This window comes from Bacillus pumilus (assembly GCF_009937765.1).
Taxonomy (GTDB): Bacteria; Bacillota; Bacilli; order Bacillales; family Bacillaceae; genus Bacillus; species Bacillus pumilus_O.
This window is the reverse complement of record NZ_CP047089.1, coordinates 1,651,465-1,672,214: the sequence shown is the minus strand read 5'-3', so window position 1 is coordinate 1,672,214 and position 20,750 is coordinate 1,651,465. Positions and strand designations below refer to the sequence as shown.

The 20,750-nt window shown below is 38.5% G+C and carries 16 protein-coding genes; 4 read left to right on the top strand and 12 right to left on the bottom strand.

Annotation, left to right across the window (positions count from 1 at the left end):
* Positions 1-28: 28 nt before the first annotated feature.
* The 8 genes from GPS65_RS08085 to GPS65_RS08055 all read right to left on the bottom strand — a co-directional run bounded on the left by GPS65_RS08085 (position 29) and on the right by GPS65_RS08055 (position 13,064).
* Positions 29-709, bottom strand: coding sequence for a hypothetical protein (locus tag GPS65_RS08085; RefSeq protein ID WP_161985398.1), 681 nt, complete (start codon positions 707-709; stop codon positions 29-31).
* Between the two features lie 65 nt (positions 710-774).
* On the bottom strand, positions 775-1,017 hold the full coding sequence (locus GPS65_RS19845; RefSeq protein WP_406900447.1) for a DNA-binding protein: 243 nt from the start codon (positions 1,015-1,017) through the stop codon (positions 775-777).
* A 47-nt stretch (positions 1,018-1,064) separates the two neighbouring features.
* Positions 1,065-1,823: a hypothetical protein gene (locus tag GPS65_RS08080; protein WP_161985397.1), complete on the bottom strand. Its 759-nt coding sequence runs from the start codon at positions 1,821-1,823 to the stop codon at positions 1,065-1,067.
* Between the two features lie 73 nt (positions 1,824-1,896).
* Entirely contained in the window at positions 1,897-2,532 is a 636-nt protein-coding gene (locus GPS65_RS08075; RefSeq protein ID WP_161985396.1) for a hypothetical protein, read from the bottom strand.
* Positions 2,533-2,951: 419 nt separating this feature from the next.
* Positions 2,952-3,800, bottom strand: a complete 849-nt coding sequence (locus GPS65_RS08070) for a hypothetical protein (protein WP_161985395.1) — start codon at positions 3,798-3,800, stop codon at positions 2,952-2,954.
* Positions 3,801-3,812: 12 nt separating this feature from the next.
* Positions 3,813-10,817: a DNRLRE domain-containing protein gene (locus GPS65_RS08065; RefSeq protein WP_161985394.1), complete on the bottom strand. Its 7,005-nt coding sequence runs from the start codon at positions 10,815-10,817 to the stop codon at positions 3,813-3,815.
* 168 nt (positions 10,818-10,985) lie between these two features.
* Positions 10,986-11,795: a BPU family class D beta-lactamase gene (gene blaBPU / locus GPS65_RS08060; RefSeq protein WP_373370228.1), complete on the bottom strand. Its 810-nt coding sequence runs from the start codon at positions 11,793-11,795 to the stop codon at positions 10,986-10,988.
* A 105-nt stretch (positions 11,796-11,900) separates the two neighbouring features.
* On the bottom strand, positions 11,901-13,064 hold the full coding sequence (locus tag GPS65_RS08055; RefSeq protein WP_119125162.1) for an acyl-CoA dehydrogenase family protein: 1,164 nt from the start codon (positions 13,062-13,064) through the stop codon (positions 11,901-11,903).
* Positions 13,065-13,208: 144 nt separating this feature from the next.
* On the opposite strand from GPS65_RS08055, the gene GPS65_RS08050 reads away from it, so the two are divergent.
* Genes GPS65_RS08050 through GPS65_RS08035 form a run of 4 tightly spaced genes read left to right on the top strand, consistent with a single transcriptional unit; the run spans position 13,209 to position 16,251 of the window.
* The gene (locus GPS65_RS08050) at positions 13,209-13,973 is read left to right on the top strand and encodes an amino acid ABC transporter ATP-binding protein (protein WP_034620634.1); all 765 of its coding nucleotides are present in this window, start codon (positions 13,209-13,211) and stop codon (positions 13,971-13,973) included.
* Complete coding sequence (locus tag GPS65_RS08045; protein ID WP_012010684.1) at positions 13,970-14,830, top strand: amino acid ABC transporter substrate-binding protein; 861 nt, start codon at positions 13,970-13,972, stop codon at positions 14,828-14,830. The genes GPS65_RS08050 and GPS65_RS08045 overlap by 4 nt, the downstream gene beginning before the upstream one ends.
* Positions 14,827-15,525 carry an amino acid ABC transporter permease gene (locus GPS65_RS08040; RefSeq protein WP_119125163.1) on the top strand — a complete coding sequence of 233 codons (699 nt, stop codon included), beginning with the start codon at positions 14,827-14,829 and terminating at the stop codon, positions 15,523-15,525. The genes GPS65_RS08045 and GPS65_RS08040 overlap by 4 nt, the downstream gene beginning before the upstream one ends.
* A 12-nt stretch (positions 15,526-15,537) precedes the next feature.
* Positions 15,538-16,251 (top strand): amino acid ABC transporter permease, encoded by a 714-nt coding sequence (locus GPS65_RS08035; protein ID WP_119125164.1) that lies wholly within the window; start codon positions 15,538-15,540, stop codon positions 16,249-16,251.
* Positions 16,252-16,287: 36 nt separating this feature from the next.
* Here GPS65_RS08035 and GPS65_RS08030 read toward each other — a convergent pair whose 3' ends face one another.
* The 4 genes from GPS65_RS08030 to GPS65_RS08015 form a co-directional block, all read right to left on the bottom strand.
* Positions 16,288-17,118, bottom strand: coding sequence for a manganese catalase (locus GPS65_RS08030; RefSeq protein ID WP_012010687.1), 831 nt, complete (start codon positions 17,116-17,118; stop codon positions 16,288-16,290).
* Positions 17,119-17,246: 128 nt separating this feature from the next.
* Positions 17,247-18,287, bottom strand: a complete 1,041-nt coding sequence (locus tag GPS65_RS08025) for a 2,3-butanediol dehydrogenase (protein WP_012010688.1) — start codon at positions 18,285-18,287, stop codon at positions 17,247-17,249.
* Positions 18,288-18,358: 71 nt separating this feature from the next.
* Positions 18,359-19,579, bottom strand: a complete 1,221-nt coding sequence (locus GPS65_RS08020; protein WP_119125165.1) for an MFS transporter — start codon at positions 19,577-19,579, stop codon at positions 18,359-18,361.
* Positions 19,580-19,950: 371 nt separating this feature from the next.
* Complete coding sequence (locus GPS65_RS08015; protein WP_119125166.1) at positions 19,951-20,700, bottom strand: SDR family oxidoreductase; 750 nt, start codon at positions 20,698-20,700, stop codon at positions 19,951-19,953.
* Positions 20,701-20,750: the final 50 nt, after the last annotated feature.

The following is a 20,750-nucleotide window of genomic DNA, read 5'->3' as shown; positions in this document are numbered from 1 at the left end:
ATCTACTGTAACGGCTTGTTTTTAGACATTACTTATTGAAGACGACGATTCCATATGGATTGTAAAACAAATCATCTTCGGGATAAAAATCGTATTCAATAAGATCTAACTTTATCTGCTGACCTTCATCATAGATCACCTTTTCTTTTAAAGCTTCTCTTTTTTCTTGAATAGATTTGTTTATCCAGTTTAAAAAGTACCGCTCTATTTCATCAGCATGAAACCCTTCAAACATCATTTCCGGCTCTCCAAATTGTTGAAAACCACTTGTCACATATATAACATCACTTTCTTGAACAATAGTAGTCATATATTGATAAGGATTGAACTCTTCTATTAAACTTTGCCATGTCTTCTTCATAAAAGAACGACCTGATGATTCAACTTTTATTGCCATGCCATCAATCTTTAGTAAATCCGTAGTAACTTGCACAAGCGCGTTTATTTCTTCTAAGGATTCAGTCACCCCAATGATATATAAGCATGTTTGATGCGTATCTATTTGTTTAAGTTCTTCTGAATTGAATTGTTCATTTGGAAGGAAAGTCTCGCTTAATTGATCAATATGATCCACTACTTCAAGGTCGTAATCAGTTCCAGTTCGTTTATGTATGATTCGATCATTCACGAATATATAATCATTCAATTCTTCAAGTTCTTTTAAATGATGTGACCAAAATCCCGGAATTGCGATAACTGTTTCAGGCATAACATTCACTCCTTTTATTAGATGGGGGCTTAACCATATGAATATAGTAAGCTGATATATAGGAACTATTGGTACTTTTCTATCCAATCATTCAAATCATCTACACAATGTAAGTAAGAATTAGGTGAATCTTTCAAATCAATTCCACTCAAAAGAATCAACATACCCCAAACTTGATCATCGTCTATTTCTGGTTCGTCTGAAGAAACGTAAATTTCAGCCCAATCAGATACTTGTTCTCTTGTGATCATCCCCTTCAAGACTTGTCTTATTTTATTTAAACAGTCTAGCATTTTGGGCTCGTCTATTCATTACACCATTCCTTTCTCAAAACTCACTTCACGTTGTAAACTGCCTATATTTCATATTTGATAATATCCTCCATCGACATCCCTTTAAAATATAAAGAAAGAATGTTTATAATAGTGTATTCGCCATACATACCAATCGGGTTAAATATCATTTTAGCGGTTTTTGGATCAGCAATTTCTAAGTCCATAACAGGTGCAATAGAACCTTCTTTTCCCTCGCTTACGTAATAATTTTCATCTCGGTATACCACGAATTTCAGATTTTGAAGATCCTCTTCTTTTATAAAATCTTTATTTATTTTTGTGATGACTTTCCATGAACCACTTAAAAAGCCTGTCAGGCCTGTATTTGCAACAAATAGTCCATTCTCTTTTTTTATCAATTGTTTTAACTCACTTTTTTCTATTCTTTCATCAACAAACAAATCATAGTATTGGATTAAAATATCATCATATTGATTTTTTCCCTCACCCGAAATGATCAAAGCATAGTTCAATTCTCCATATTCTTCTAATGGGAGTTCAATAATAGCTCCTGGTTCAATGTCACTTAAATTTTTTGCTTTTTTAGTTGTTATTTTAATGTCCGTTACTTCTTTGTCGTTTAAATCATCAAAATAGTGACTACCTCCATTGTTTAAGGCCATCATAATTGTTAAAAGCATTTCATCCATCGTTGGCTTTCTCTCCAAATGTTCCTCAGTCATTTCATAAAATTGTTCGATCGCTTCTTCAAAAATATCTAATCCGTCATCACCGATCATGATGCTCTTTTTCTTATGTTCTTCTTCCCAAAAACCCATTTGGAATACACTCCTTATATAATGCGTTCTTTATTTCATCAAGTGTTATGTATGCTATTCTCATTTGGCTTTATCACGATAAACGTATACTTGTATAAACTGTTTTATGTGCACGTTTGAAAAGTGCCACTTCATGATCCGTTAACCATTTAAGCTCTCTCATATGATACGAAATATCTTCTAAGTAGGTATCGGTTTCTGCAATTAATTTTTTATCTAAGATATTTCTTTTATTGTCTTCAACTACAAGATAAAGAGTAAACTGCTTTAAATCTAATTCAATCAGAGGATATGCTTTCTTTGTTTTATCAGGACTTAATTTTCTTTGTTTTCCTTTTATCTCTGCTTTATATTCCTTTTCTTTCATTTTTTGAAATGCCGCTTTGACTTGCTGACTGTCCCAATTTTTCAGTTCACACAGATAGAGCATCGATTTTTCCCAAGTGTCAGCTAAGATCTTTTTCTTATTTATTGCATGTTCAAATTCACTGTAACGGAAGGGTACTTCCAGCTCGTACGTATTTTTTAAAAATAAGATGTCTGGTTCATCTTTTGAAGTACTAATTAATTTGTAGTCTTTAAAAGAGCCACATATTAAAACAATAGCCTCACAATCTTTTGTTTGAAATTTCTTTTCTAATTCGTATAAAAACATTTCAGTCACACAAAGGGATTGTCTGGCTAAAATTCCACGATCATCATCTGACATTAATTGTATATTTTCAAGTGCACTCCTTATAAGCCTCCTAATAAGATTTTATTCATCATGGCTTTGAATGGCTTTCTCATGAAACTCTTCGCCATTAAGATACCTACTGAAAAATATATGGATGAATGATAACCTGCTGTAAAACAATCTGAAACATGAATATCTCTCCCTCTATATTTTTGTCCATATACGAATCGCTAATTCAACATTGATTGATAATCCTAATTCTCGAAAATCTTTTTGCTTTTCTTTCACTATACTCAGTGCGATTTTTGTTATTTCTTTTTCGATATCTGTGATTGTTTTGGTAATCGTGTTAATTTAACTTTCTTCAACTTTTCCTCCAGTATAAAACCCTCCCTAATTCCTAGAGAGGGTTTTAAATTTAATACTAAAAGTAATTCGTGACATTCTTATTACTACATTAATTTACTTCTATATAGCTTATTTTCTACCAAAATATAAAGATATTCTCCAACTACTTTGTAAGTAGGATCACACTGTGAGGGATCAATTCCATCTAAAAATAATTTCATAATAAACGTTTCATCGTCAACTATTTTAAAAGCATACTGTTTATTTTCCATATTATTAAATAACAAGATTTGACTATCAGAAACATATAGTTGGTCACAGTACCTGTATTCTTTTCTATCTAGGTGGTACATTTTCTTTTTTTGACATGACTGATTTTCAGGGTTTAAATCGTAAGAAAAAGTTGAAATAACAATTTTTTGCTCTTCTTCATAGCTAGTGTATAGTTCTGAACCTAGAGTTTGTATTGAAGAGCATTCATACATTATCCCTTTAAATTCTTCCTCAAATAACATTTCTCCTATAATTAAGTTAATACAGTAAATTCCTTTACCCTTAGGATTTAATTCATCAAATATCCCCTCTTCTGACATACCAATCCATAATAATCCGTTTTCATCCAGATGAAATGTATTAACACCTAGTAAAAATGAACATATTTCTACCATATTATTTTGTTTTAAATCTAAAAAATTTATTTTACATATATAATCTTGTTCAAACACAATGACAATGGTATCGTTTATTTCTTGTATTAAATAAATATAGCTATCAGAATCAAGTTCATTTAATGATTTATTCATTATAATAATATGATCCTTGACTACTTGAAGTATTAGTTGATCATCAATAAGAAATACCTTATATATTTTCTCATCTCTTCCAACATTAAAATAAATTAGATCTTCTTTTGGAAAATCGATTACTTTCTCTGTAGTTATTTTACTTATCAATAATCTCAACTCCTAATATGGAAAGCTTGTTCTTAAAGTACCATCTTTTTGGACTACCACTCTAACTCTCTTTGTTTTTTTTCCTTTCCCATTGACACCAACATATTTTTTATAAGTTTTCTCATAAACTGTTGAGCCAGGTTTATTCCCAGCTCTAGCCTTTCCCGTCTTCAAGGTATCCCGTGTAGTTCTTTTTAATGTTTTATTACTTCTAAATTTTCCCTTATTTTTCTTTTTAGATTTTGCAGAGTGACCTGATTTGATATGGTCCCAATCAACACTCTTTACTTTTCGTTTCCCACTGCTTTTCGCAAAATTTAAAGCCCTTTTCGCTCCCTTTAATTTTCCACCACCCAAAAATCCTGATACGGTTGCAGCTGCTACACCTTTCCAATCTTTCCCTGATTTATGTGCTTTGTATCCATCATATACCGCAAATCCTGCATTGACAACAAACCATACCCAATGGCCGTCTGGGTCTACATTCATGACTGGGTTGTTGTTGCCATAGGTATATCCGTTTTGATCTAGCGCATCTCCATCGCTTCCTGGGTCTGGATCTAGTGATAGGAATACGCCGGTTCTCGGTTCATAGTAGCGTGCGATTAAATAGTACATTCCTGTTTCTTCGTCGAAGCGGTAACCAGCATAGCGATATGGGTTTCCTTTTACTTCTTCATCTTCTTTTACTTTAGTTGGAACGCCCCATGTATCGTATTCGTACTCAGCAACGATTTTTCCTGCATTATTTGTGATGGCTATGACATCACCGTGTGCATTGTAGTGATAGAAATATTTGTTTCCATTTTGTGTGAATGCAAGGAGTTGTCCACTCTCACCGTATGTGTATGCTTTTGTGACTTCGTTGTCTCCATCTGTTTCGTATAAAACATTCAGGCTGTCGCCGTCATAAAAGTAATTGGTGACTTTTCCATTCACTGTTTTTTGAATTCTGTATCCACGCTCATCATATTTGTAAGTGACAAATGGCTTGTCTTCGCCTTTTTTCTTGATGGCCGTTATGTTATCTTCTGCATCCCATTCATAAAGGAATTGTCCGTCAGACGTTCGGTTGCCATTTTTGTCATAAGTTAAAGTCTCATCATTTACCTTTGTCAGTTGGTTCATGATGTTGAATGATGCGTTGATTGTTTTTTTAGTGCCATTTTTTTCAGTCGCAACTGTTTTTCTGTTTCCAAACCCATCATATGTGTACTCAATGACCGTGCCATCTGGATGAGTTTCTTTGATCAATTGATCTAATTTTCCATATTCATAACGAATCTTCCCGTTGGTGCCTTTTTCAATCGTTATTCTGTTTCCACTTTGATCATATTCGTAAGCTTCGTTTAAGATCGTTGCCCCTTGGCTTGTTCCAATGTGCAAATCGTTGATTAAATTGCGCTCATCATAAGCAAAGCTAGCACCACTGCCGTTACCTGTAATAAAGGACTGAACATTTCCATTTTCATCATAATCAAACGAATACGTAGAACTCGAATCCTTCATCTGCGTCATTTGATCAAGCTTATTGTAACTGAATTGGTTCGTTCCTTTTTGATTTCCGTGTGTCCACTCAAAGGATTTTAGTTTATCTGAATCGGCTGGATACGTCCAAGTTTGGCTGCTGCCACGCTCTGTTAACTTTGTGATGCGGTTTTGTTGGTCGAACGTTCTGTTTTTGGTTGTGTTTTGTTCTTTGTTAACAACTGTTGTTTCGTTTCCGTTTTTATCATAGTTAAAGTTATATTTTTCTGTCCCATTGTATGACTTGGATTTCACTCGGTCTGTTCCATCATACGTGAGAGACACTTCATGTCCATTTGCAGAAATGGTTTTGATTAAGTTGCTATTCGCATCATATTCACTTTTTAACACATTTCCTAATGGATCAATGGTTTTTGTCAATTTGCCCATCAGGTCGTATTCAAACTGATACGTCTGATCTGACTCTGCACGAATGGTTTTCGACTGTTCATTGCCCTCTTTATCATACGTTCTCACAATGGATGTCCCGTTAGATAAAGTGATTTTCTTCAGCTGATCAGCCTGGTCATATTCGAATGTTGTTTTTTCGCCTTTCGCATCTGTGTCAGAAAGTTTTTTGCCTGTTTCATCGTAGGTAGATTGAGATGAGTAACCAAGCTCATCCTCTTCTTTAACTGCATAGTTCCCTTTTTCGTCGTAAGTGGTTTTCGTTAAAAGACTTCCTTCTACTAGACGAATATCGTCAAACCAAACTGTTCCAGTCGCGCTTTTTTGGAAAACAATCTGAACGTCGACTTTTTTCAATGGTTTTGTTTTTGGTATGACAACCGCCGCTCGGTTCCACTCCTGTGTACCGGTTGGGAATTTCGCATTAAACGTTCCTGTTGTGCCATCTGTATACGTAACGGACGCTTGAAGTGAGTAGTCATTTTCACTTGAGGCTTTGACATTTTCAGCCTTAGACATCCCAGTCAATGTGACATACACAGATTGATCATTTGCACTTTGTTCAATTGGTACAGATTGTTTATAGATGACATTCGCTTGAGTTGAAGAGGTTCTTGTCATTTTTAACGAAACGTCATCGTTAAAGCCTTCTTCATTATCTAATGAACCACCTGTTCCGCTCCAGCTTGTTGTTTTATCCGTAAAGGAATTATTTTTGACTGGATTATAACTTGATGAAACTTCGCCTTTTTCTAGCTGAATCTCATCGAACCAGGCTTTTCCTTTTCCAGCCTTATCACGATGATCCACTTCCATATAGATCACAGCTTTGCCTGCATGAGATGGCGTCGTAAACGTGACTTGGCGTTTTGTCCAATCGTTTTTGCCTGATAATGTACTGTAGCCGTTACTGATCCATTGAATTCGTTTGTTGTTTGTATCTCTTAAATCAATGTTAAAAAATGCTCTTGCTTTCGTTAGCTCTGTCTTGATTTTTCCACTCAGTGTATACGTCGTATTTGGCTCTAGTATTACTTCTTGAGTAGCAGAAGAATAGCCAAGTTCTGTTCCTTCAGTTGTCGACTGTGAACTGACCTCTAATACTCTGCCGCCAGATAACGGACCACTTTTTCCAGCTGTCTGCGCTAATTTCCCGTCATCCTTAGATGCTGTAAGCTTCCAGCCTGTTAGCGTATCTTCAAAACTGCCATTTTTTAATATACTCGCACCTGCAGCAAGTTCTTTACTCGTTTGTACCAAATTCCCGTACGAATCATAAATACTTGCTGAAGACATATTTCCACTTTGATCCGTTTCAGATACAGCATCTAATCCATCGTAGGCGATATCTGTAATATCTCCTTCTGTATCTTTCACTTTAGTGACATCATTATTTTTGTTATACTCGTAGGTTTCTGTCCCGTAAGCATCTTTCGCCTGAATGACGTTGCCATTTTTGTCATACGAATAGCTTTCTGTAGCTTTTCCTTTCTCTACATCATTTGGGTCAGTTTCTTCTACGATTTGGTTGCCTTCATATTTGGTTTTAGTGGTGATCTTAAGCCCTTCCGCATCATCTACAACTTGAATTGGATTGGCTGCTTCGTTATACGTATACTGTATTTTTCGCCCGTTTGGCTGCGTCAGCATGAGTGTCTTTTTAGATAAATCATATGCATACTCAAAGGTTTCTTTTTTTGCATTGATTGCCTTGACTAAACGATGATTTTCATATTGATATTCTGTAAAAACAGGCTGATCTTTTGTACTGTTTTGAGAGAATTGTTTAATCAATCTGCCTTCTTTATCGTATTCATATGAGATACTTGTTCCATCTGAATCTATGACTTTCGTTAGTAAACCTGCATCATACTCATATGAAAGCTTTTTCCCTTTTGGTCCTTGAACCGAAATGATATGACCATCTTCATCATAATCCATTATTATTTTTCGGCCAGATGCATCTTCCATTGAAGTGAGCTGATTGTTTTCGTTATATTTGTATGTCGTTGTATTTTTATGTCCATCTACAACCTTGGTAATCTTCCCACCGTTTTTACTAAAGTGCGCAAAGGTTTGATCCTTCGTTTTTAACATGTATTCATCTTTTGATTCCGTTAATTCAAGGAAAATACCTGTTGGTGGTTGATACGTACCATCTGCTTTTTTTGTAAAAACATGAGTTGTGGCATCTTCATCAAGATAGATGACACCTTCTTTTGTTGGCGTGATACTCGTTTCTACATCTGCGTACCACCCTTGACCAAACAGGTGGTCCGCTGCATCTAAACTATTGTACGTTCGACCCATTCCAAGTCCTGGTCCTCTTCCATCAATCGACATTTCTTCTTCACTGACAATCACATTCCCAGTTGCACCATTAAGCTGGCCGTCTGGTATATCAATAATCGACCAGTAATCCTCTGTTCCAAGGAATTCGGCCCCTTCATGGAATGTCGGGTTAAAGGCTGGTGTCGGAATGGTTTCTCCATTTGCATCGTAGGCGGAAAGGGTAAAGGAGTAGTTCTTGCGTCCTTTATAATTTCCATTTGCATTTTCATATACTGGTGATGGGTCTAGCGCTAATTCTCCGCCCTTTCCATCTGTATGAAGCACATATTTCCCACTTTTAATTTCAGCAGGAGTTGGCCAAATATTCTTGTTTTGTGTTGTCCAATGATCGACATCACCAACATCAAATGATTGATATGCCTTACCATTATAGATGTTAATTTTATATCCTTTTGCATTTTTCACTTTGTCCCAATGTAAATTGAAATAACCTGTTTGGCTCTCTTTTGTATTGGTATAAGCATATCCAGATAAAGCTTTCGGTCTAGATAAATCAGGTAAAGTTGGTCCAGCTGGCGGTGAAGCAATGGCTTCTCCATCTTTATTATAGGCAATCACTCTGAAGGAATAATGTTTTTGAGCCGCATTTCCTCCAGCATTTTTGTAAGTCGCACCAGGATGAATTGGAAGCTCTGCCCCTTTTCCATCTTGGAGGTGTAATGCATATTTACCTGCTTTGATCTCAGCAGCTGTCGGCCATACTTTTTTCCCTTTTGTTGACCATGATGTTTGATTCCCGAGATCCAATGTCTCATAGCTTTTCCCATTAAACATTTGTATTTTATAACCGGTCGCACCGGAAACTGAATTCCAAGAAAGATCAAAGTAACCTGTTGCATTATTATTATTGAATCCTTTTGTACTAGGTGCCTTCGCTCTAGCCACATTCGGCACGACAGGTTTTACTTTTGCTGACATTGCGCCTTCACCTTGGTCAAAAATCGCACTTACAGCTACCCAATAATTTTTACTTGTCGCATAATTGCCACCTGAGTTTTTGTAAACTGGGGAAGGATCAACTGCTAATTCAGTTCCACCTTTTCCGTCTAAATGAAGTTTATATTTTTTAGCAGCAATCTCGCTTGCTGTTGGCCATATATTCTTTCCTTTTGTACTCCATGATGCCACATTTCCAACTGAAATGGCTTCATACTCTTTTCCGTTGTATAACCACACTTTGTAGCCTTTTGCACCAGCTACCTTTTTCCAACTTAAATTGAAGTAGCCTGTACCATTTCCATTACTAAAACCTTTTACAGTTGGTGCATTTGCTTGTGGAATGGTATACGTTACTTCAATGACTGGTTTATTGGTAGAGTTTGTTGATGAGATTATTTTTTTCCAATGGTCTTGCCCATTTCCATTTGCATGTAATTTAAAACCATAGTTAGCTGTTCCGCTATTCCAAGCTTTGATGGTTGAAGTCACATCATAGCTCGCCCATTGTCCTTTATATACATTGGCTTTGCCGATGTTTTTAGAGCTTGGTTTATTGTTCCACGTTAGTTTTGTATGATCATAGTTGGCATTCACTGTATCCAGCCAAAGGCCAGTAGCCTTCGACCCGTAATATGAATGAGCAACATATGTTTTGAGCGTCGCTTTCGTTACATTCATATTTTGAATCGGTTTGAATGAGTTAAACTTCATGAACGCATAGTTTGTACCAGTTGTTTTATCGTAATAACCTGTTTTGAGTACATAACTTTTAAGTTTAGCGTCCCATTTTTGCGTAGAGGATGAATAATTTGTTGTTGGGTACTTACTCATGATAAATGTGTCTGCTGATACAGATAAAGAAGTCGAAGGATCGATAGACACAGGATAAACTCGTTCAGGATCTTTAAGCCATTTTTCATCTGCTGTCACACGAAGTAAATAGCCATCGTGTTCTTTTTCTAATTTAAAGCTCACATCTTCTGAGCGAGCCACTTCACCTGACTTTTCATCTAAATTAGAATCCGTCATAAACGGTTTTGGGACTTGAAAAATGGTCCGTTTTTTCTGATCGTAAAATGTAATAGAACCGTCTTCCTCAATTTCCCCAGTTAGATCTGTCTTTATTTTAAATGTAAATGAATTGTAGCCATCATATTGATTGAGTACAATATCTTCCTTGATGTTTTCATTAAAGGTGAATGATCGTAAATCTATATTTGGAAATACCTCTTCATATGTAAGCTCGTTGGTGTTCTCTTTAAATTGTGCAGAGGTATCTTTGGAATTGATTTCTGATTTATTTTTCCCTGAAGCTTTTAAAATTGAAAATTCAATTTGATGCTTCTTGTGTTCAAATGTCGCATAAAGTCCTTGTTTCATTTGCTTTTGAAAAGTAGTTTCTAATTTCGCATTTTCTGTTTCTATTTCTTTTTTCGAGATCGTCTTTAATTCTGGAGAGATGTCCTCCCATTCAGCATCTGGAGCCTCTTTAATATGAATAGGATCAGGATAAACCTCTTGTGTAAATACACCCTCTCCTTCATAAAAAAGTTTGCTGTTTTCTGTTCTTTCTGAAAGAACTTCTCCGTCTTTTCCAATTTCATCTTCGTCAACGCCTGCCAATTCCAGGGCTTTTGAATCATCAAACTCTTCTAAGCTGTTATGACTTGATTTTGTATTTTTGTCATGTTCCTCTGCAAAAATATCAGAAGGTAACATTGATAAAAGCATCACAAAGGCTAGTAGTGCCGCGATATTCCTTTTCCATTTTACTTTTCTTTTTAGGTTCATATTAATCTCCTTATCATATATTTGTAACATTTGTAACATTACGCCATATATAATAATACATTTGAAATGATACTTCAATATATTTCTATAAATATATCATTCTTTCAAACTAATCCATATAACATCAACTTATCTATATATCCCCTTTTTCACACATAAAAAAGCACCCTAAACGGATGCTTCCATCAAATGATATTTTTTCAAAATGCGATAGGTGATGTCTTTTGCTTCTATGCCGGTGCCTTTGATATTTGTGGCGAGGATGTAGGTTTTGTGTTCATGTTTGATAAAACCTACGTACCAGCCGATGTCTGATCCGGAGCCTGTTTTTCCGTATAGGGTGGCGTGTTTCTCTTCTTCTTGTACCATCATTCGTTTGACTGTTCTCATGTTCTTTAGGTCAAATGGAAGAGTCTCTTCATATAGCTGTTTGAGAAAACGAACTTGTTCGATGGGAGAAATTCGTAGGGTACTGCTTAACCAAAATTGATCGATTCCGCCAGATATGTCTTTGTTCCCATAATGAATAGCTTTCACCCAATGATTCATGCGTTCTTCTCCAATGTCACGTGCCATGGCTTGATAGTACCAGACGACTGAATCTCTCATGCCAGATCCTAATGTATGATCTCTATTCCAATTGTCAATCTCTCTTTTTACGCCATCCCAATATTTGATGTCGTATTCATCTCTCACTGCGCCTGTTTGGAGTCCGATTAAGGCATTTGCTACCTTAAATGTCGATTGAGGTGCAAAGCGCTCTTTCGCTCTTTTTTTGTTATACACCCATGGGGACTTTTCTTTTACTTCTTGAATCACAAACGTGCCTTCCCGATTTTTAAAGAATTCATCTACAGACCACGCTATTGATCTTGCTTCAGTTGATGATGGCTGGCTGATACAAAATGCCATCAGCATGATGCAAGAAAACAGCCTTTTTATATACTTTTTCTTCAAAACAATCGCTCCTTTTCTCATGATTTCCATGATTGTAGCATGCTGAAGCGATGGGACATAAGGTACACATGTCCTCTTTTCTTTCAAATAAAAAAAGCCGGTTTATATCCGGCTTTTTGCTGTATATTAGCTCTCTTTTTTCTCTTGAATGGCCTGTTTCGCCATTTTTGATATCGTCATATCGTCCATTGGCGGGTTATGGAGCCCGGCACGAATATCTCGATAGTAGCGCTGCAGTGGACAGTCTAGGCTTAAGCTTTTCGCACCGACTAAACGCATAGCTTTATCGACAACTTGCAAACTATGATTAACGACAGTATGCTTCACAGCACCAAATTCATTGATTAACAGCTCTCTTTTTTCTGGCTTTTCATACAATGTGGTCGTTGAGTAGATGACGTGGCGTGCTTGCTTTAATAGTAAGTCGATTTCGCCAATCAGTGTTTGGACATTTGGCAGGTCACTAATTGTGCCGTTGATGCTGTTCGGTGAATGGGTGATGGCATATTGAACAGCATAATCCCTTGCTGCTTGTGCAATCCCTAAATAGCAGGACGGAATATGTGCAATCCAAGGATTTAGCGTACCACCGCGTGGCCCTTTTTGCACCTCAACAAGCATATCATCTGAAACCTTCACCTGATCTAAAATTAAATCATGACTTTCAGTTCCTCTCATGCCCACAACGTTCCACGTTTCTTCTATTGAAACACCTGCTGTCTCACGATGAATTAAGAAGAAGCCCATAGCCTCTTTTTCTTCAATCCATACACCGACTAAAAAGTATGTAAGCGCTGGTGACATCGTTGTGAAAATTTTACGTCCATTGATAATCCACTCATTACCTGATCTAGTAGCTGTTGTCCCAGGCTTCCCGCCTCTTGTTGGACTGCCTGTCTGCGCCTCGCTTACGGCACGGTTGACGAGGGCGCCCTTCTTCACTTCTTCCGCAAAGAATTGCAGCTGCTGCTCATTCCATTGTTTCTTTTCGTAGATCTCGCCTACAACCCCTTGGTGCCAGCCGATTGATAAGGCAGTTGCTCCGTCCATACTGCCGAGTGTCTCTTGAAACAGAACCATATCCTTCACAGATTGACCGCCGCCTCCGTGTTCAGCAGGAAGAGACAACGTTGTATAGCCCATCTCTATTAATGATTCAATATTTTTTTCAGGAAAATAAGCGCCTTCATCATGTTCTTTTGCCGTTTGTTCGATCGTTTCACGAAGAGATTCTAGTTGATAAAGCCATGTTTTTTGAAAATCGGTATCGACAAATAATGCTTTAGACAAAACGTATCCAACTCCTCTGTTTCTCACAATCTATCATATCTGATTTTTCCAATCGGAATAAATAAAACACACTTTACTTATAGGATTTAATGTGTTAAATTTTATCAATATTAAGTACATATGTCAAAGGAACGTGATGCTTTTATGATTTCAGCTACTAATCTACATAAATCTTATGGGCAGACCCATGTGTTAAAAGGCATTGATTTCACCGTACAAGAAGGTGAAGTGGTTGCCATTATTGGACCGAGCGGATCAGGAAAAACCACACTTCTTCGCAGCTTAAACAGCCTCGATATTCCAGACAAAGGAGAGCTGACAGTTGGTGAAGCCACGATTCAATTTGAACGATATCATAAAAAAGATCTGCTGAAACTCAGGCAGCAATCTTCCATGGTGTTTCAGCATTATCACTTGTTTCAGAATAAACGAGCACTTGAAAATATTACAGAAGGATTGATCGTGTCTCAAAACATGTCTAAAAAAGAAGCAGAAAAGGTCGGAGAGCAATTTTTAACGCGGATTGGCCTGCTTCATAAAAAAGATGCGTTTCCGAGTGAATTATCTGGCGGTCAGCAGCAGCGAATTGGCATAGCCCGCGCACTTGCGATGAACCCTTCAGTTCTCTTGTTTGATGAACCTACGTCGGCTCTGGACCCAGAGATGGTAGGAGAAATTCTTGAAATGATCAAAGATATTGCGAGCCAAGGGATGACAATGGTCATTGTGACGCATGAAATTTCTTTTGCAAAGGACGTGGCGGATACGGTGATCTTTATGGCAGATGGCGAAATCGTTGAAAAAGGTTCACCAGAAGACGTCCTATTGAAGCCACAGCATGAACGAACGAAACAATTTTTATCAAGAATTCATCGCGGCATGTGGCAAGAATCGGAGAAAGACAAATGAAGCAAAAGACAGTATTCATGATGTTCGGTGTCCTTCTGTTATTTCTTTCTCTGATGGGCTGTAGCAGTGTGAAAACCACGACAGAAGATGGTAGAAAAATTGTAAAAGTCGCACTGAGTGCAGAGGTCAATCCACCCTTTTTAGCCACAAATGACCGAAATGAACCGATTGGCTATAACATTGATTATTTAAATGAAGTGGAAAAGAGGCTCCCTCATGTACATTTTGATTATATTTTTGGCGAGGAAGAATCGAATTTAATTGGTGTAGGCGCAGGGAAGTTTGACATGGCGGCTAATTGGTTTTTTAGTAACCCTGAACGTGAAAAGCGTTTCCTTTACCCTAAGGTCCCGTACGGTTATTCGATGACAGGTTTAATTGTGAATGAATCAGACAAGGAGATTCGATCGCTTGATGATATGACATCTAAAAAGCTGGCTCCTGTCAGCCCTAGCGGGGGCTTGCGTTCAATTTTAAATCAATATAATCAAGAACATGACCCAGATATTTCGCTGACGACTATTGAGAGCCCTTCAAATGAACTCAACTTAAAGCGTGTTGAAAGCGGACGGTCCGATGCAGCATTTATGAACATTTCCACCTTTGATACCATTCAAAAGCATTTGAACTTAAAGGTCAAAGTTGGCGGCATTGTGTCAAAGGAGCCTATCTATCTTGTCTTACAGCCAAGCGAGAAGCAACTTGCAGAAGATTTGGACCGGATCACACAAGAGATGATTGATGATGGAACACTGCCGAAGCTAGCGAAAAAGTGGTTTGGGGTTGATTTCTTTCAAGATATTGATGACATTACAGAGCAAGACGATCAAAATGAAGAAAGGAAGGAAGCGTCATGACGTTTACAGCTAGAGATTGGCTAGGAATCTTTTTACAGGTGCTTGAACGCCTGCCACTCACTTTTCTCATTATGATCGTGTCATTGTTTTTTGCTATCATCATCGGCTTGCTATTTGCATGTATCCGTATTAAACAAATCCCAGTGTTAAAGCAACTGGCGAGTGTTTATTTATCTTTTACACGGAGTACGCCTTTAATTGTTCAGCTTTTCTTGATTTATTTTGGCCTGCCTCAGCTTTTACTTGTAGCAGGGATTCAAATCAATCATTGGGATCGTATGTTATTTGTGATGATGACATTTTCTTTACATACGGGCGCTTATTTATCTGAAGTCTTTCGCAGTGCGTATTCATCTGTCGGGAAGGATCAGCTGGAGGCCGCCTACATTGTTGGGATGACAGATACTCAGGCATTGATCAGGATCATTATCCCGCAGGCTTTTCTCATTGCACTGCCGAACCTCGGTAATTACACCATTGATCTCGTGAAAGACACAGCGATTGCCTTTACAATCGGACTCATTGATATGATGGGACAGGTAAAGATCATTTTAGGAAATAACTACGGAATCGGTATGTTTGAGGTGTATGTAATCATTGCGATTGTGTATTGGCTTATTTGCATGAGTATTGAACTGATCACCATGCTGCTTGAAAGGAAATTTGTCAAAGGCCGCACCAGCCTGTCACGTTAAGGAGGCGATTTGATGCAAACGATTGATATTCAATTTGCGATTGACCAAGTACCTCATATTTTAAAAGGCGTTCCTTTCACCTTATTGATTGCACTCGTTTCCATGGCTGTGAGCCTGATAATTGGATCTGTTTTTGCTTTCATTCGTCTCTTTCGCATTCCTGTACTCAGGCAGCTTGTGACGCTCTATGTCTCCTTTTTTAGAGGAACGCCTCTGATTGTTCAGTTGTTCGCTTTCTTTTATGGACTTCCTTTTATTCTAACCAAAGTGAGCGATACATTCGGGCTGACCTTTCATCCAGATATGGTCTCCCCATTAGCTGTTGCCCTTATGACATTCAGCCTCCATTCAGCTGCCCATTTAACAGAGGTTGTTCGGAGTGCACTTCTTGCGGTAGACAAAGGACAGCTTGAAGCAGCAAAAATTGTGGGAATGACAACACGACAAGCGATGATGCGCATTATTTTGCCGCAAGCATTTGTGGTCGCCTTGCCGAACTTAGGCAATCAGCTCATTCAGCTATTAAAAGCCACCTCTCTTTCGTTTACGATTGGAGTACTTGAAATCATGGGGATTTCCCGAATCATTGCGAACGACGGCTATCAATTTTTAGAAACGTATCTCGTCTCTGCTTTGATCTATTGGCTGCTGAGCATTTTCTTTGAACTCACTTTTGCCTTGTTAGAGAAACGTGTCAGCGTATATGGAAGATCTCTCGGACGTTAAAAAAGCCGATCAGGCTCAAATCCTGATCGACTTTTTTTATTCACCTTTTTTCGGTGTGTTAAACAGTTCCTTTGGTGCGGGTTTTAGTTTTGGTGCAGAACCAAACACGACGGGTGCAGAAATATATCTAAACTCCCCTTTTCCATCCATGCTTCGGCCATGTGCCCATCTGCCTTCCTTACTTGCTTCCCCTCTTGAGAAATTAAACAGATCATAGGACACTTGCTGTTTTTCTAGTGAGCGTGGGAAGGTGGTTGGTACGACGACATCCCCCTCTCGTTCTTCTAATTCTTTAATCGCCGCAATCCACATATTTTGATGATATGTATCACGAGCAATAAGGAAAGAGAGCATATCCTTAACGCCGCGATCATCGGTCATTTCGTAGAGCCTTGTGACCTGAAGTCTCCCTTGTGATTCTGCATTTAAATTGGCTCTAAAATCAGCCATTAAATTTCCGCTTGCAATGATATACTTGGCATTCCACGGATATCCTTGACTATCCGCTGCCATGGCTCCTAAACCGGCAACAATTGCATGCTGAGGATTCATACCACCCATAACAGCTGCAAGTGCTGGGTCACTTTCGTACGCCTGTTCTTGTTCTTTAACTGGTGCTTTATCTAATAAACGTGCAATCATCGTCGCCAGCATTTCCACATGACCAATTTCCTCTGTCCCTATGTCAAACAATAAATCTCTGTATTTTTGATCTGCTCGACAATTAAAGCCTTGAAATAAATATTGCATCATGACACTAATTTCTCCATACTGTCCGCCTAATACTTCTTGCAGCTTCTTCGCGTAAAGTGGATCAGGTTTTGAGGGCTTTGCTTCATATTGCAATTCTTTAATGTGATAAAACATGATGTCATCTCCCTTATCAAAAACATCTTTTCAATTATCACTATTCAATCGCAGGCTTTTTTATGAAAAGGAGCTGTCATGTGCATAAAAAAAGAGAATGGCTTCTGCCATTCCCTTTGTCATCTTACTTATTCAGCACTAACTAAAATTTTCACTTGATCTTTTTCATTGATTAAAGCATGGAAACCATCTTCGATTACATCGTCCAACTTGATTTTCTTCGTGACGAGCGTATCTGCAGAGAAATAGCCTTTTCTCATTAGGTTTAATACAGATGGGAATACGTCTCTGTAGCCGATAATTCCTTTGACTGTACGTTCTTTAATGACAATGTCATTTGGCAAAATTTCTGCGCCTTTTTCCCAAATACTCACAATGACTGTTTCACCTGAAATTCTAGTTGATTGGATTGCTTGCTTCAATACAACAGGTACACCTGTCACTTCAAAAGAAACATCGACGCCACCATTTGTACGGCGTGCAATTTCTTGAACAACATCTTCATATTGAGAAGGATCAACAATGATCGCTCCAAGCTCTTTCGCTTTTTCTTGGCGTTCTTTAGATAATTCTACCGCGTAAATATCAGTAGCACCAGCTGCTTTTAATGCTTCAATAACAAGTAAGCCAATTGGTCCGCATCCAAACACAGCCGCTGTATCGCCAGCTTGTACTTTACTAGAACGAACTGCATATAGAGCAACTGCTGAAGGCTCTACAAGTGCCCCTTGCTCATATGAAATTTCGTCTGGTAATAAATGAAGTAATTCTTCATCGACAGATACATATTCAGAGAATCCACCGCCGCCTCCGGCAAGTCCTAAAAAGCCCATGTTTTCATCTAAGTTGTAAGCACCTTGATGTCCGTGAGTTGCAAAAATAGGCTCAACAACCACTCGGTCGCCTACTTTGTAATTGCTCACGTCTTCTCCTACTTCAACAACCTCACCAGAAAATTCATGCCCCAGTGTAATAGGTGCTTTTTCTTTTGTCAGTGGATGAGGTTCATTCACTGGAATGAAGATAGGTCCTCCTAGATATTCATGTAAATCACTACCACAAATGCCGCACCATTTCACTTTAAGTTTCACTTTTCCTGGAGCAACTTTTGGTTCATCAATTTCCTCTAGTCGAATGTCCTTTTGATCGTGCCAGCGTAGTGCTTTCATGTGTAAGACTCCTTTTCTCATCAATTTCATTTAACTTACTTAAATAATTATAACATAATTTTTTTAATTTTCTAAGTAGGATGCACTATCTTTTTGCCAGTCAATGGACGAAAGATGACAAAACATAGCAATAAACAGACAAGAAGCATACATAGACTACCGATGACAACGGAGGTTCTGATTGATAAAACATGTGCAAGTCCACCAGAGAACCCTGTCATCATGATCGTCAGAATGGCTTCCACCAAAGCGTAAAAACTCGCTACCCGCCCCATCACCTCTACCGGGATATTCGTTTGATAGAAAGTCATAAAACCTGTGTTCGCAAAAGCTAAAAAGAATGCTAATATAAAAAATCCAACAGCGGCCGCAAACAATGTGCTGGAAAAAGCATAAATGAGATAGCCACATGCCACAAACAAACTACCAACCCCGAGCATGATCGAAACAGGCAGCTTTTCCACAATCACCGAATTAAGACCTGCGCCTGCGATAATACCTGCCCCAGCTATACTAACAAGAAGACCATATTGTGTATCAGTCAGCAGTAGCACTTCTTTTGCAAAGGCTGTTTCAAGAGAATCAATCGCAGTAGGAAGTACCGTGATAGCGGCACTAAATAACAAATACACCGTCATAATCTGGCGTGATGTCAAACTAAACCGGAGAACAAGCTTCGCATCCTCTTTTAACATTGAAAGGGTAAAGCCCTTTTGGTTAGCATCTTGTTTGAGCAAATTCGGTAAACACGTCGTGAACAGAGCAGATACCAATAGACAAATTGCATTGATATAAATTGAAAAAACAGGAGTTCCGATTAAAAAAAGCAGACCTGCTACAGCGGGACCAAGTAAAAACCCACCCGATTGTAATAATGAACGAATGGCATTAAATCTTTTTCGATTATCCGCCGGGATCAATCCCGTCATATAGACCATCGAAGCCGGATGAAACATCGCTTGTGCCATTTGAATAAGAAATACGATTACATACAAGGTAAGCAGATACCCTGAAAATAACGCAAAGGGTATACATGCGATCAAGATTGCCCGGCTGATATCTAAGCTGATCATCACTTTCCGCTGATTCAGCCTGTCAATCAAACTGCCAGACCAGCTGTTTGTCAAAAGAGAAGCAACTGGTCTCATCATATAGACAGCCGTTACAGCAAGCACAGAGCCTGTTTCTTGAAAAATGAGCAGATGGAGCGCAATCATATAAATCCATTCTCCTATGTTCGCAATTCCGATGGCTCCAAGTAGCAAACTCATATCCCGCCAATGTTTTTTCATCACTTTTCCCCCTATTTGCCATAAAAAATCCCGCCCCCAAGACATTTCTGTCTTGAGGACGGGATTTACTCCGCGTTGCCACCTCAGTTTATTCATCTGTTGCCAAATGAACCTTAGCAGGTCATCATGAACCCATCTCTGTAACGGGAGAATGTCGCCGCACCACCATCCGAAGGAATCCGGTGCAGAGCTAAGAGGCTTGGTTCCAACATGCTGCCCGGCTCCTTCTCAGCTTTACGGAGTTCTCTGTGCGGGACGGTTCATGATGTACTCTTCTCTATTAGCGCTATGTCTTTATTTCATCACGATCTTCAGCTGAATTGTTACATATTGTACTGCGCCTTGATCAAAGCGTCAACGTTTTTTTCAAGCTAATCAGCATAGATCATTTTTCTGGTCATGCCACCATCAACAACTAAATCTGTGCCAGTCACAAATTGATTGTCCTCATCGGTTAAATAAAAGCAGGCCTTCACAATATCCTTTGGCGTGCCGACTCGATTGGAAAGATGCTGCTGATGGTCGATCTCTCGAAGATTCTTCTCATCCTTCGTTTCAATCCATCCAGGGGAAATGCTATTCACCGTGATATGATCCGGACTAAAAGAAGTCGCTAAGGCATGAGTCAGCGCAGATATTCCACCTTTTGATGCAGCATATGCTTCTGTATTTGGCTCTGACATGGTCGCGCGGGTAGATGAAATGTTCACAATAGAACCGCCTTTTAGATTTTCTTTTATATAACGTGCTGCTTCTCTTGCACATAAAAAAGTCCCTCTTAGGTTCGTTTGTAACACACGATCCCACTCATCGACCGTTAATTCATAAGGGGATACAGTACACATGACACCAGCATTATTAATGAGAATATCAATCGTTTTACAGCGCTCCACCGCAAACGACATTAAGTGCTGAATATCCGTTTCTTGCGTCACATCTGTTTTCTTAAAATAAGCTTCTAACGATTCTTTTTTTAGCTCTTCCTCCAATCGCTTCCCCTTCTCTTCATCTATATCTGCAAGCACCACTCGCGCTCCTTCTTTTGCATAGCCCCAAGCGATCATTTCACCAATTCCATTGGCTGCACCTGTGATGACGACTGTTTTATTGTGAAAGTTCATCGTTTATCCCATCCTTTCTCCATCAGATGTTGTCATCATACCACTCTTAT

Excerpts from the sequence above, each read along its gene's own strand:
- GPS65_RS08085 (WP_161985398.1), bottom strand. The coding sequence starts at position 709 with ATGCCTGAAACAGTTATCGCAATTCCGGGATTTTGGTCACATCATTTA.
- GPS65_RS08080 (WP_161985397.1), bottom strand. The coding sequence starts at position 1,823 with ATGGGTTTTTGGGAAGAAGAACATAAGAAAAAGAGCATCATGATCGGT.
- GPS65_RS08075 (WP_161985396.1), bottom strand. The coding sequence starts at position 2,532 with ATGTCAGATGATGATCGTGGAATTTTAGCCAGACAATCCCTTTGTGTG.
- GPS65_RS08065 (WP_161985394.1), bottom strand. The coding sequence starts at position 10,817 with ATGAACCTAAAAAGAAAAGTAAAATGGAAAAGGAATATCGCGGCACTA.
- blaBPU (WP_373370228.1), bottom strand. The coding sequence starts at position 11,795 with ATGAGAAAAGGAGCGATTGTTTTGAAGAAAAAGTATATAAAAAGGCTG.
- GPS65_RS08050 (WP_034620634.1), top strand. The coding sequence starts at position 13,209 with ATGATTTCAGCTACTAATCTACATAAATCTTATGGGCAGACCCATGTG.
- GPS65_RS08045 (WP_012010684.1), top strand. The coding sequence starts at position 13,970 with ATGAAGCAAAAGACAGTATTCATGATGTTCGGTGTCCTTCTGTTATTT.
- GPS65_RS08040 (WP_119125163.1), top strand. The coding sequence starts at position 14,827 with ATGACGTTTACAGCTAGAGATTGGCTAGGAATCTTTTTACAGGTGCTT.
- GPS65_RS08035 (WP_119125164.1), top strand. The coding sequence starts at position 15,538 with ATGCAAACGATTGATATTCAATTTGCGATTGACCAAGTACCTCATATT.
- GPS65_RS08030 (WP_012010687.1), bottom strand. The coding sequence starts at position 17,118 with ATGTTTTATCACATTAAAGAATTGCAATATGAAGCAAAGCCCTCAAAA.
- GPS65_RS08025 (WP_012010688.1), bottom strand. The coding sequence starts at position 18,287 with ATGAAAGCACTACGCTGGCACGATCAAAAGGACATTCGACTAGAGGAA.
- GPS65_RS08020 (WP_119125165.1), bottom strand. The coding sequence starts at position 19,579 with ATGAAAAAACATTGGCGGGATATGAGTTTGCTACTTGGAGCCATCGGA.
- GPS65_RS08015 (WP_119125166.1), bottom strand. The coding sequence starts at position 20,700 with ATGAACTTTCACAATAAAACAGTCGTCATCACAGGTGCAGCCAATGGA.